Genomic DNA, 11800 nt, shown 5'->3' on the forward strand with positions numbered 1-11800 from the left:
CCCACCCCCCAGACCACCCCGGGGACCTAAACCCTTTTCCCCACCCCCCCCCCCTCCCGATGTGGTGACCCCCCCGTGATGGCGTGTGGTGTTGTGGGTACTCGACTCGATCGAGGCGAGTACCCACAACTCCAGACCAACTCAGCGCGGGTGCCGGCGCAGACACCCTCGGTGGCGCAGGGTGTTCTCAGCATCGCCGCAGTTGCTACCGTGCCCTCATGCTCGATCTGTCAACCCTGCTGACCCTGGAGCACGACGGCTGGACCGCCCTGTGCGAGAACCGAGGCGGCGCGTTCTACGGCGAACTGATGACCCCCGAGGGGCGCATGGTCCTGGTCAACGGCATGGTGCTGGGCCGTGACGACGTCGTGCGCTCCCTCGATGCGGCGCCCGCCTGGGACACCTACGAGATCTCAGATGCGGACCTGATCCCGCTGGGCTCAGACTGTGCGGCCCTGGTGTACCGAGCCCGGGCCACCCGCACCGGCGAGCCCCCGTTCATCGCCCTGATGTCCAGCACATACCGCCTCATCGGCGACCACCCCCGGCTGGCGCTGTACCAGCAGACCACGATCACCCACTGACGTTTCCGCCCGAACGCACCAGCTCAACGCCAGGAGGCAGGACCGGCTCAGACGCGCACGGCGCTGCCCTGCCGGGAGACGCCGACCATCTCGTCGCGCTCCACGACCTTCACCCGCTCACGGGTCGTGCCGTCCGGCAGCTCCCCGAACTGCTCGCCCAGGGCACGCTCGTGCTCGTCGAGCTGCAGCCAGCCCTCCCAGGAGGTGGTCTGCACCCCGCGGGACTCCAGGAGCTCGACGACGTCGCCCGCCTCGGCCGCGCCGTCGGCAGCTCCGCGCCCCGGCAGAGAGGGCAGATCCTCCAGCAGGCAGCCCACCGTCTCGAGGGCGTCACCCTTGGTGTGGCCGATCAGCCCGACCGGCCCTCGCTTGATCCAGCCGGTGGTGTAGACCCCCGGCAGCGGCGTCCCGTCCTCTCCGAGGACACGCCCGGCATCATGCGGGATCACGCCGCGGTCGGCGTCGAAGGGGATGTCCGCCAGCGGGGAGCCGAAGTAGCCCACCGCACGGTAGACCGCCTGGACCGGGTACTCCAGGACCTCCCCGGTGCCGCGGACGTTGCCGGTGCCGTCCAGCTCCTGACGCTCCAACCGGATCGCGTCCACGTGCCCCTCACGCTCCCCCTCACCGGAGACGATCTCCACGGGGGAATGCAGGAAGTGCAGGTGCAGCCGACGGGAGGCCGGCTGCCGCTGCGGGTCCTCGTCGCGCTCCTCCTGCTCCACCAGCCAGTTGGTGAGCGTGTTGACCATGGTCTTGACCTGGTTGTTGGACTTGATCGCCTCGTCCGAGGCCTCGTCGAACTCGAAGTCCTCCGCGTGCAGCACGATGTCGACGTCACGGCTGTGGGCCAGCTCGCGCAGCTCCAGCGGGGTGAACTTCACCTGGGCGGGCCCACGACGTCCGAAGACGTGCACATCGGTCACCGGCGAGGCCGCCAGCCCCTGGTAGACGTTGTCCGGGATCTCGGTGGTCAGCAGGTCATCGGCGTGCTTGGACAGCACCCGGGCCACGTCCAGGGCCACGTTGCCGTTGCCGATGACGGCGATCTCCTTCGCCTCCAACGGCCACTCGCGGGGGTAGTCCGGGTGCCCGTCGTACCAGGAGACGAAGTCCGCGGCCCCGAAGGAGCCCTTGAGGTCGATGCCCTCGATGTTCAGGGCGGCGTCATCGATCGCGCCGGTGGAGAAGATGACGGCGTCGTAGTGCTGCTGCAGCTCGGCCAGGGTGATGTCCGTGCCGTAGTCCACGTTGCCGATGAAGCGGATCCCGCCGCGGTCCATGACCTTGTGCAGGGCCTTGATGATGCCCTTGATGCGCGGGTGGTCCGGGGCCACGCCGTAGCGGATCAGCCCGAAGGGCGCCGGGTACCGGTCGAAGAGGTCGATCGCGATGTGCTCGCCCTGCTCGGAGCGGGCGATGATGTCGGCGGCGTAGACCCCGGCGGGGCCGGCGCCGACCACGGCGATGCGATGCGTGATGTCAGTGCTCATAGTGGTGTCAGTCCTTCGATTCGTCAGAGGGAGGTCAGGGCCGCCGCGGCGGGGGCGGCGGGTGTGGCGGTGTCGAGCTGCTGCGGCCAGTCGTCGGCCAGCGTCACCACGGCGCCGACGACGATCACCGCCGGGTTGGCGACCTGGCGCCGGGCCGCCACGTCGGCGACGGCGTGCAGCCGGGACAGGGTCACCCGCTGGTCCTCCATGCCTCCGGATTCGATGATCGCCACCGGTGTGGAGGCGTCGTGCCCGTTGACCATCAGCTGCGTGGCGGTGCGCCGCAAGGTGGAGACGCCCATGAGGATGACGAGGGTGTGCTGCTCGGAGCGCGGGACGACGTCGAGGTCGTCGTGTCCGGTGATCACGGTGAAGCCGCGGGACAGACCCCGGTGCGTCAACGGGATCCCGGCCTCCGCCGGCACCCCCACCGCCGAGGTGATCCCGGGGACCACCTCCACGGTGATGCCGTGGCGTCGGCAGTGCTCGCGCTCCTCGGAGCCGCGGCCGAGCACATAGGGGTCGCCGCCCTTGAGCCGGGCCACGCGCAGTCCGCGGCTCGCCCGGTCCACGAGCAGGGCGTTGATCTCGTCCTGGGTGGCGGTGTGCCGCCCGGGCGTCTTGCCGACGTCGATCACCTCGACGTCCTCGCGCAGCTCGTCGAGCAGCCCACGGGGGCCGAGCCGGTCGGCCACCACGACGTCGGCGGCCATGAGCAGCTCGTGACCCCGGTGGGTGATCAGATCCGGCTGCGCGGGTCCTCCGCCGATGAGGGCGACGTGCCCGGTGCGCGGGGTGGTGTGCTCAGTCATGATTCCAACAGTCCTCTCGTCGTCAGCAGCCGGCGTTCGATGGGGGCGAAGACCAGCAGCTCCACGACCACCCCCACCAGCAGGATGATCAGCACCGCGGTCAGCACCACCGACATGTCGGCCAGCGCCCTCCCCTGGTCCAGCAGCGTGCCCAGCCCGAAGCCCATGGAGCCTCCGGTGGCGATGATCTCGGCGGCCATCAGCGAGCGCCAGGAGAACGCCCACCCCTGGCGAAGTCCGCCCACATAGGAGGGCAGGATGGCCGGCAGCAGGATGCGGGTGGTCATCTGCCAGCGGTTCGCCCCCAGCACCCGTCCCACCCGGTGGTGCTGCGGCGGGACCTGCCGGACACCGGCGATGAGGCCGTTGACCACCGAAGGGATGGCGCCCATGAAGATCACGAAGTACACCGTCGCGTCGGTCAGGCCGAACCAGATGACCGCCGCGGGCACCCAGGCCACCGAGGGCAGCACCTGCAGCCCGGAGATCAGCGGTCCGAAGGCCTGGCGCAGCATCCGCACCTGGGCGATGATCAGCCCGATGGGAGTCGCGATGAGGATGCTCAGCGCGAACCCCGCCAGACCGCGGCCCAGGGACGTGCTGACGGCCTCCCAGAACGCACCGGTCCGCCACAGCTCCCAGGCGGTCCCGGCGACGTCGATCGGCCCGGGCACCATGTCCGTGCGCCGGTGCCCCGTCATCACATAGAGCTGCCAGGCGATGACGACGACGGCGAGCGCGGCCACCGGCAGCAGCACCGACTGAGGATCGAGTCGCCGTCGGGGCGCTCCCCCGGCTGTCTCCAGTGCGTCGAGCCCGCGGGAGAGGTCGGCGACGTCGTCTCCCCGGCCACGGCCTGAGCCGGTCGAGGACGCGTGTCGGAGCAGCTCGACCTGCTCAGGAGCTTGGCGATCCGGGTCGGGGCGCGTGTGCTCCTCAGTGGGTGTCGCCACCATGGCGTCCCACCTCGTTCCGCAGCCGCTCGGTGATCTCGTCGACCAGCACGGCGCGACGGGCTCCCTCACGGTCCTCCTCGGCGACCTCCCATTCCCCGATGATCCGCCCGGGGCGGGAGGACAGCAGCAGCACGCGCTGGCCCAGGTGCACGGCCTCGTCCACCGAGTGGGTGACGAAGACGATGGTGCGCCCGGTGGTCCGCCAGATGCGCAGCAGCTCCTCATGGAGCAGCGACCGGGTGATGGCGTCCAGGGCGCCGAAGGGCTCGTCCATGAGCAGCACGGGCCGCTCCTGGGCCAGGGCTCGGGCGAGCGCCACGCGCTGCCGCATGCCCCCGGAGAGCTCGTGCGGGCGGCGGTGGGCGTGCTCGGAGAGCCGCACCAGATCCAGCAGCTCGGCGGCCCGCTGGCGGCGGACCTTGCGCTGGCGGATCTGGCAGCGCCCCTCGGCCAGTCGCAGGGCGAGCATGATGTTCTGCTCAGCGGTCAGCCACGGGAACAGGGAGGCGTCCTGGAACATGAAGGCCGCCCCGCCCTCCGTGACCTCGATGGCGCCGCCGGTGGGCCGCTCCAGCTGAGCGATCATGCTCAGCAGAGTGGACTTGCCGCACCCGGAGGCGCCCAGCAGGCAGACGAACTCGCCCTCAGCGATGTCGAAGCTGACCTCCGAGAGCACCTCGGGGCCCTCAGCGAAGGACTTGTCCACGGTGTCGAACACCACGGCCTCGTTCATCGGTCCTCCTGTCCGGCGCTCGGGACGCCGTCATCATCGGTCTGCGCGGAGTCATCACTCGGCTCAGAGTCATCACTCGGCTCAGAATCATCAGTCGGCTCAGGTGAGCCGGGCTCCACCGGCGCGGGGACCACGAGCCCGTCGAGGGCGACGTCGTGCCCGGTCCCGGCAGTCACGGAGTCCTCCACCAGCTGGGGGAAGGCCGAGGCCACCGGGTCGGTCGTGAACGTCACGTGGGCCAGTGCCCGGGTGAGCACCGGTTCAGGCAGCTCCAGGCCCACGTCCTCACTCAGCTGCGCATTGAGCGTGCTGTGGACCTCAGCCTCCTCGGAGGTCTGCAGCCAGGCCACCGCCGCGTCGGTGGCCGCGGCGAGGTCCTTGACCGTCTGCGGGTGGGCCTCGGCGTACTCGCGGTTGACCGCCAGCACCGTGGTGGGGAACTCTCCGTCGGGCCAGAGCTCGCGCTCGTCCACCAGCACCTGACCGCCGGCCTGCTCCACCAGCCGGGAGGCCCAGGGCTCGGGCACCCAGGCGGCGTCGACGCGACCCTGCTCGAAGAGCCGCAGCACCTGCGGGTTGTCCGTGGGGGTGATGTCCACCTCATCGGTGAGGCCCTGCTCGTGAAGCCACACACGGGCGGCCACATCCTGGGTGCCGCCCAGCTGCGGCGTCGCCAGCTCGCGTCCCACCAGGTCCTCCGGAGAGTCGATGCCCTCCCGGACGATCAGCTGCACTCCCCCGCTGGCGGCACCGGAGACCACGACCACACTCTCCCCGCCGGACTGCGCGTAGGAGTGGATGGCCGGGTTCGGACCGATGAAGGCGGCGTCCACCGCCCCCGCGGTGAGCGCCTCCAGCGCGGCCGGACCGGCGGTGAAGGTCTCTGCATGGAACGCCGTGCCGTGCAGGTGCTCGGCGAACAGGTCCTCCTGCAGCCCCACCAGGGCCGGTGCGTGGGTGACGTTGGGGAAGTAGCCCAGCCGCAGCTCCTCAGCCCGCTGGTCACCGGCGTAGAGCTCCTCGGCCGAGACTGCCTCGGGCTCATCGTCCTCCTGCGGCCAGGTGGTGGCCAGCACGGCCGTGCTGCCCACCAGCAGGGCCGTGCCGGCCCCGACGACGACGGCGAGCAGCCGGCGCGGGCCGGGGGCCCGGGTGAGCACCCGGCCGTCAGGGGCCGTGGTCTGCTCAGCGGTGATGCGGACGCGGCCCATGGCTCACTCCGCCAACCAGGCGTCGTCGTCCTGGGCCTCGGTGTCCGCAGCGGCGGGCAGGCGCACCATGCCCGCGGCGAGAGTGTCTCCGCTCTCCGGGTGGATCAGCAGCACCGCGCCGGTGCGCTTGGCCACGGCGTAGTCGTCCACAGGCAGGGCACGGGCCAGCCGCACGGTCACGGTGCCGATGTCGTTGAGCACCAGCTGGTCCGCGGGCCGGGAGGTCAGGCTGGCCAGGTCGAGCCGGTCGGTCACCTCGCTGACCAGTGCCTTGACCGTCTCGGTGCCGTGCTTGACCAGCACCCGGGCACCGTCGGTCAGCGCCCCGTCGCCCAGCCAGGCCAGGGACAGGGTCAGCTCGTCGCGCTCGACGGCGGGCGCCTCCGGCGCGGCCAGCAGGTGGCCGCGGGCGACGTCGAACTGGTCCTGGAGCTCCACCACCACGGACTCGGGCGCGGCGGCCCGGTCAGCAGCGTCCACGGTGCCCGTTCCCTCGGCGGCGGCCTCCTCACCGGCGGCACGCGCCTGCAGAGCCGTGCGGTGGACTGCGCTCACCGTGGTGCGGTGGCCGCCGGGCTGGATGAGCACCTCATCTCCGGCCGCCAGCGACCCGGAGACGATCTGCCCGGCGTAGCCGCGGAACTCCGAGTGCGGCCGGATGACGGTCTGCACGGGCAGCCGCAGCGGTTCGGTGCGGCGGCGGGCGTGGTCGGCGTCCGGCAGCTGCTCCAGGATGGGCAGCAGCGCCTCGCCGTCGTACCACGGGGTGTGGGCGGACGGGGCGACCACGTTGTCTCCGCGCAGGGCGGAGACCGGCACCACGATCGGTGCGGTGGCGCCGGAGCCTCCCCCGTCGTCGGCCTGCAGCTCGGCCGCGATGCGGGCGACGTCGGCCTCCACGGTCCGGAAGGCGTCCTCCCGGTAGTCCACCGCGTCGATCTTGTTGACCGCGATGATCACGTGCTCCACCCGCAGCAGGTGGGCGACCGCCAGATGGCGGCGGGTCTGCTCCACCACGCCGTGTCGGACGTCCACCAGCAGCACCACGGCATCCGCGGTGGAGGTGCCGGTGACGGTGTTGCGGGTGTACTGGACGTGCCCGGGGCAGTCGGCCAGCACGAAGCTGCGCCGATCGGTGGCGAAGTAGCGGTAGGCCACATCGATGGTGATCCCCTGCTCCCGTTCGGCGCGCAGGCCGTCGGTCAGCAGGGCGAGGTCGAGCTCCGCGCCGTCGTCGCCGAAGCCCCGTTCCTTGGAGGAGCGGGCGACGGCGTCGAGCTGGTCGGACAGGATGGCCTGGGCGTCGTGGAGGAGGCGGCCCACCAGAGTGGACTTGCCGTCGTCGACGCTGCCGGCGGTGGCCAGCCGGAACAGTGTGGCGGTCATCAGAAGTATCCGTCCTTCTTGCGGTCCTCCATGGCGGCCTCGGAGAGCCTGTCGTCGGCGCGGGTCGCGCCGCGTTCGGTGATGGTGGCGGCGGCCACCTCGTGGAGCACCGCGGTGTTGTCCGCGGCCTCAGAGAGCACCGCCCCGGTGCAGGACATGTCACCGACGGTGCGGTAGCGCACGCGCAGCACCTCGGTGGGCTCCGCCGCGGTGGGTCGGCTGTGCGGACCCACGGCCCGGATCATGCCGTCACGGTGGAAGACCTCGCGGTCGTGGGCGTAGTACAGCGGAGGCAGCTCGATGTCCTCGGCGGCGATGTAGCGCCACACGTCCAGCTCGGTCCAGTTGCTGATCGGAAAGGCCCGCACGTGCTGGCCCGGCCGGTGGCGTCCGTTGTAGAGGTTCCACAGCTCGGGGCGCTGGCTGCGCGGATCCCACTGGCCGAACTCGTCGCGCAGCGAGAGGATGCGTTCCTTGGCCCGGGCCCGGTCCTCGTCCCGCCGGGCGCCGCCGAAGACGGCGTCGAAGCGGCGCTGCGCGATGGTGCGCAGCAGCGGCACCGTCTGCAGCGGGTTGCGGGTGCCGTCGGCGCGTTCGGTGAGCTCGCCGGCGTCGATGAGCTCTTGGACGCTGCCGACCACCAGCTCCAGGCCGAGGCGCTCCACGGTGCGGTCACGGAAGTCCAGGACCTCCTCGAAGTTGTGACCGGTGTCGATGTGCACCACCGGGAAGGGGATCCTCCCGGGCCAGAACGCCTTGGCGGCCAGGTGCAGCATGACCACGGAGTCCTTGCCGCCGGAGAACAGCATGGCCGGCCGATCGAACTCGGCGACGACCTCCCGGATGATGTGGATGGACTCGGCCTCCAGGCGGGCCAGCGCGGACTGGCCGGCGAGGTCGACGACGTCGGCGGCCCGTGGGGCCGCGGCGGTGGCGGTGGTCATCTCAGGCTCCTGTGGCGGTGGTGGTGTGGATGCCGCATTCGACCTTGCCGCTGCCGGCCCAGCGTCCGGAGCGGGGGTCCTCCCCCGGGGCGACCTTCTGGGTGCAGGGTCGGCACCCGATGGACGGATAGCCGTTCTGCAGCAGCAGGTTGACCGGGAGGTCATGGCGGTTCGAGTGGTCGACCAGGTCGTCGAAGGTCCAGGGGGCGACCGGGTTGACCTTGATGAGTCCGTGGAGCTCGTCGAAGGTGACCAGCGGCGTGTCCACGCGGGTGGGCGCCTCATCCCGGCGCACTCCGGTGAACCAGAGCTTGTAGCCGCTCAGCGCCTCCCCGAGAGGCTCCATCTTGCGCATCCGGCAGCAGGCGGCCGGGTCCCTGCCGAACAGGTCCTTGCCGTACTCGGCGTCCTGCTCCGCCACGGTCAGCTTCGGAGTGACGTCGACGACGGTGACGTCGAGACGACGGGCGACCTCATTCCGGGCGGCCAGCGTCTCGGTGAAGTGATAGCCGGTCTCCAGGAACAGCACGTCCACACCGGGCAGCTGCTCCGCGACCAGCGCCGGCAGGACGGCGTCGGCCATGGAGCAGGCGACGGCGACGTCGGCGGTGTCCACATGCCGTGCCGCCCAGCCGATCACCTCCTCGGCGGGGGCGTCCCAGCCGAGCTCCTCGGCGCCGGCGGCGGCCAGGGCGCGCAGCTCCTGGGTGAGGGCGGTGTCGGTCGCGGCGCTCATACCAGCTCGACCTCTCTCTTCTGCAGCTCGGAATCGTCCACCCGGTGGCTCCACTGGGCGAAGGTCTCCCCCGTCTGTCGGCCGTCCAGGTACCGGCGGACCAGCAGCTCCACGTAGTCCACGAGCTCCTCCGCCGTGACCTTCAGCCCTCGCACAGTCCGGCCGAGACCGGCCTCATCGCGGTCCACGAAGGTGAGCCCGCCGCCCAGGTGGACCTGGAAGCCGGGGGTCTTCTCCCCGTCGGCGTCGGGCAGCAGCTGCCCCTTCAGCCCGATGTCCGCGGTCTGGATGCGGGCGCAGGAGTTGGGGCAGCCGTTGATGTGCAGGGTGAGCCGCTCCGGCATCTGCTCGGCGACGTCGGCCAGCCGCTCCTCCAAGGCATCGATGGTCCGGGCCGCCGTGGTCTTGGTCTCCACGATGGCCAGCTTGCAGAATTCGATGCCGGTGCACGCGATGGTGGAGCGCCGGAAGACGCTGGGCCGGGGATCCAGCCCCAGCTCGGCCAAGGCGGCACAGACCGTCTCGACGTCGTCTTCGGCGATGTCGAGGACCACGAGCTTCTGGTGCGGCGTGGTGCGCAGACGGTGGGAGCCGTGACGCTCCAGCAGGTCCGCCAGCTCGATCAGCAGCGTCCCGGAGACCCGACCCACGGTGGGGGTGACGCCGATGTAGCACCGGCCGTCCTTCTGCCGGTGCACGCCGACGTGGTCCCCGGGAGTGTCCGGGGCGGACGGGGCCGGCCCGTCGGTGAGCGTACGGCCCAGGTACTCGTCCTCGATGACCTGGCGGAACCTCTCCGGCCCCCATTCGGCCAGCAGGAACTTCAGCCGGGCCTTGTTGCGCAGGCGACGGAACCCGTAGTCGCGGAAGGTCTGGGTGACGGCATGCCAGACCTCGGCGGCCTCCTCCTGGCGGACGAAGACTCCCAGTCGCTCGGCCAGCCGGGCGTTGGTGGAGAGCCCGCCGCCGACCCACAGGTCGTAGCCGGGGCCATGCTCCGGGTGCACGACGCCCACCAGGGCGAAGTCGTTGATCTCGTGGACCACGTCCTGGCTGGGGTGTCCGGTGATCGCCGACTTGTACTTCCGCGGCAGGTTCGCGAGCTCGGGATCGCCGATGTAGAGCCGAGCGATCTCCTGGATGACAGGGGTGGGGTCGATGATCTCATCGGCGGCGATGCCGGCCACCGGGGAGCCCAGGATCACTCGGGGGGTGTCTCCGCAGGCCTCGGTGGTGCCCAGGCCGACTGCTTCGAGGCGGCGCCAGATCTCCGGGACGTCCTCCACGGCCACCCAGTGCAGCTGGATGTTCTGCCGGTCGGTCACATCGGCGGTGTCCCGGGCGAAGTCTCGGGAGATCTCCCCGATGACACGCAGCTGCTCGGTGGTGAGGGCGCCGCCGTCGATGCGGACCCGCAGCATGAAGAACTTGTCGTCCACCTCTTCGGGCGGCAGCGAGTTGTGGGCCCCGGCCGGCACGCCGGGGCGACGCTGGGTGTAGAGGCCCCACCAGCGAAAGCGGCCGCGGAGGTCGTCCGGGTCGATCGAGTCGAAGCCCTGCTTCGAGTAGATCGTCTCGATGCGCTCCCGGACGTTCAGCCCGTTGTCGGCCTGCTTGAACTCTTCATTGTGGTTCAGCGGCTCGGTGCCGTCGACCTTCCACTGCCCGTTCGGGCGCTTCTTCGGCCGGCGGGCGGACACGGCGGACACGTCAGTGCTCATGCTCCTCCATCGCTCCTGGCGTTAGCACCCGGCTCTCCCGGGTTGCTGCGGCGTCGTCGAGCCAGATCTCTCAGCCGCTCTGGATGGTTGCTGGTGTGAGCACCACGCTACTGGACGCCAGACGGAAAACGAAGATTCCACGTCATATGTCGTCATCTATGTTCATGTGTTCATATGAGTTGCGCGACGGAGTGAGACCTCCCGCAGACACGCGCCATCGACTCCCCGGCGAGGCCGGGCCCTGCTCCGCGGCTCAGGCCTCGTCGAGGCCCTTCTCCGCCAGCCAGTCGGCGGCGACGTCGGCGGCCGACGCCTGGTCGTCCACACTGACGGCGTTGAGCCCGTTGAGCTCCTCCTGCGTCAGTTCGGCCGTGACCTCCTCGATGAGCGCCGCGGCGTCGTCCCCCACAGAGTCGGAGACCAGCGGGAGGATGTTCTGCGGCAGCACCAGATCCTCCGGGTCCTCCAGCATGACGAGGCCGTTCTCCTCGATGGCTGGATCGGCGGAATAGATGTCGGCCACCTGAACGTCCCCGTCGAGCAGCGCCTGCACGGTCAGCGGCCCACCGGAGTCCTCCACCGGGACCAGGGTGACCTCCACCCCGTAGACCTCCTGCAGACCCTCAGGGCCGTAGGGACGAGTCTCGAACTCCGAGTTCGCCGCGATCCGCAGATCCTCATCCACGTTCGCAAGGTCACCGACGCTGCGCAGCTGATGCTCCTGTGCGAACTCCGCGGTCACCACGAAGCTGTCCTGATCGGTGGCCTCCGCCGGCTCCAGGGCGCTGATCCCCTCCGGGAGGCTCTGCTCCAGTCCGGCGAGGATCTCCTCCAGGTCGGAGGCCTCAGGCTCCGCGTCCACGTACTGCAGCAGGTTCCCGGCATATTCGGGGAACACGTCGATGTCCCCGGCCTCCAGCTCCGGCATGTAGACCTCGCGCTGGCCGATGTCGAACTGCCGGTCCACCTCGTGGCCGCCCGCCTCGAGCCGCTGGGCGTAGAGCTCCGCGATGATGGTGTTCGAGTAGTACTGCTGGGAGCCGACCACCAGCGCGCCGCCCTCGGCGCCGGCGTCGTCGTCTCCCCCGTCCGCCAAGGGATCCTCGGCCCCGCAGGCGCTGAGAGCCAGCGCGGCAAGTCCCAGCAGGGCGGCGGAGACGAGGGCAGGACGGCCGAGACGGCCGGGGGCGGGGCTCGAGCAGGACACGGGGACCATCCTCTCCT

The 11800-nt window shown here is 70.7% G+C and carries 11 protein-coding genes and 1 riboswitch; of the genes, 1 reads left to right on the plus strand and 10 read right to left on the minus strand.

The window, feature by feature from the left end:
- Positions 1 to 218: 218 nt before the first annotated feature.
- Positions 219 to 584, plus strand: coding sequence for a nuclear transport factor 2 family protein (locus SD455_RS06040; RefSeq protein WP_070158365.1), 366 nt, complete (start codon positions 219 to 221; stop codon positions 582 to 584).
- A 47-nt stretch (positions 585 to 631) separates the two neighbouring features.
- Here SD455_RS06040 and SD455_RS06045 read toward each other — a convergent pair whose 3' ends face one another.
- From SD455_RS06045 to SD455_RS06090, 10 genes are all read right to left on the minus strand, one after another.
- A complete protein-coding gene (locus tag SD455_RS06045) occupies positions 632 to 2077 on the minus strand; it encodes an FAD-dependent oxidoreductase (RefSeq protein ID WP_445507547.1) in 1446 nt (481 codons plus the stop codon).
- Between the two features lie 23 nt (positions 2078 to 2100).
- Positions 2101 to 2889: a uroporphyrinogen-III C-methyltransferase gene (gene cobA / locus SD455_RS06050; RefSeq protein WP_070158367.1), complete on the minus strand. Its 789-nt coding sequence runs from the start codon at positions 2887 to 2889 to the stop codon at positions 2101 to 2103.
- Complete coding sequence (locus SD455_RS06055; RefSeq protein ID WP_311025718.1) at positions 2886 to 3845, minus strand: ABC transporter permease; 960 nt, start codon at positions 3843 to 3845, stop codon at positions 2886 to 2888. The genes cobA and SD455_RS06055 overlap by 4 nt, the downstream gene beginning before the upstream one ends.
- A complete protein-coding gene (locus tag SD455_RS06060; protein ID WP_085437697.1) occupies positions 3826 to 4578 on the minus strand; it encodes an ABC transporter ATP-binding protein in 753 nt (250 codons plus the stop codon). Before SD455_RS06060 ends, SD455_RS06055 begins: the two co-directional genes overlap by 20 nt.
- Complete coding sequence (locus SD455_RS06065; protein ID WP_085437698.1) at positions 4575 to 5789, minus strand: ABC transporter substrate-binding protein; 1215 nt, start codon at positions 5787 to 5789, stop codon at positions 4575 to 4577. Before SD455_RS06065 ends, SD455_RS06060 begins: the two co-directional genes overlap by 4 nt.
- Positions 5790 to 5792: 3 nt before the next feature.
- The gene (locus SD455_RS06070) at positions 5793 to 7175 is read right to left on the minus strand and encodes a GTP-binding protein (RefSeq protein WP_070160747.1); all 1383 of its coding nucleotides are present in this window, start codon (positions 7173 to 7175) and stop codon (positions 5793 to 5795) included.
- Entirely contained in the window at positions 7175 to 8119 is a 945-nt protein-coding gene (cysD, locus tag SD455_RS06075; protein WP_311025715.1) for a sulfate adenylyltransferase subunit CysD, read from the minus strand. The genes SD455_RS06070 and cysD overlap by 1 nt, the downstream gene beginning before the upstream one ends.
- A 1-nt stretch (position 8120) precedes the next feature.
- The gene (locus tag SD455_RS06080; RefSeq protein WP_070160749.1) at positions 8121 to 8855 is read right to left on the minus strand and encodes a phosphoadenylyl-sulfate reductase; all 735 of its coding nucleotides are present in this window, start codon (positions 8853 to 8855) and stop codon (positions 8121 to 8123) included.
- Positions 8852 to 10576, minus strand: coding sequence for a nitrite/sulfite reductase (locus SD455_RS06085; protein ID WP_070160751.1), 1725 nt, complete (start codon positions 10574 to 10576; stop codon positions 8852 to 8854). The genes SD455_RS06080 and SD455_RS06085 overlap by 4 nt, the downstream gene beginning before the upstream one ends.
- A gap of 3 nt (positions 10577 to 10579) precedes the next feature.
- Positions 10580 to 10666: riboswitch (SAM riboswitch) on the minus strand.
- A gap of 163 nt (positions 10667 to 10829) precedes the next feature.
- A complete protein-coding gene (locus SD455_RS06090; RefSeq protein ID WP_445507548.1) occupies positions 10830 to 11792 on the minus strand; it encodes an ABC transporter substrate-binding protein in 963 nt (320 codons plus the stop codon).
- Positions 11793 to 11800: the final 8 nt, after the last annotated feature.

The sequence above is a fragment of the Nesterenkonia sp. K-15-9-6 genome, from assembly GCF_052656005.1.

What these genes read in the sequence shown, in the direction of transcription:
- SD455_RS06040 (WP_070158365.1), top strand. Translation starts at nt 219, where the DNA reads ATGCTCGATCTGTCAACCCTGCTGACCCTGGAGCACGACGGCTGGACC.
- SD455_RS06045 (WP_445507547.1), bottom strand. Translation starts at nt 2,077, where the DNA reads ATGAGCACTGACATCACGCATCGCATCGCCGTGGTCGGCGCCGGCCCC.
- cobA (WP_070158367.1), bottom strand. Translation starts at nt 2,889, where the DNA reads ATGACTGAGCACACCACCCCGCGCACCGGGCACGTCGCCCTCATCGGC.
- SD455_RS06055 (WP_311025718.1), bottom strand. Translation starts at nt 3,845, where the DNA reads ATGGTGGCGACACCCACTGAGGAGCACACGCGCCCCGACCCGGATCGC.
- SD455_RS06060 (WP_085437697.1), bottom strand. Translation starts at nt 4,578, where the DNA reads ATGAACGAGGCCGTGGTGTTCGACACCGTGGACAAGTCCTTCGCTGAG.
- SD455_RS06065 (WP_085437698.1), bottom strand. Translation starts at nt 5,789, where the DNA reads ATGGGCCGCGTCCGCATCACCGCTGAGCAGACCACGGCCCCTGACGGC.
- SD455_RS06070 (WP_070160747.1), bottom strand. Translation starts at nt 7,175, where the DNA reads ATGACCGCCACACTGTTCCGGCTGGCCACCGCCGGCAGCGTCGACGAC.
- cysD (WP_311025715.1), bottom strand. Translation starts at nt 8,119, where the DNA reads ATGACCACCGCCACCGCCGCGGCCCCACGGGCCGCCGACGTCGTCGAC.
- SD455_RS06080 (WP_070160749.1), bottom strand. Translation starts at nt 8,855, where the DNA reads ATGAGCGCCGCGACCGACACCGCCCTCACCCAGGAGCTGCGCGCCCTG.
- SD455_RS06085 (WP_070160751.1), bottom strand. Translation starts at nt 10,576, where the DNA reads ATGAGCACTGACGTGTCCGCCGTGTCCGCCCGCCGGCCGAAGAAGCGC.
- SD455_RS06090 (WP_445507548.1), bottom strand. Translation starts at nt 11,792, where the DNA reads ATGGTCCCCGTGTCCTGCTCGAGCCCCGCCCCCGGCCGTCTCGGCCGT.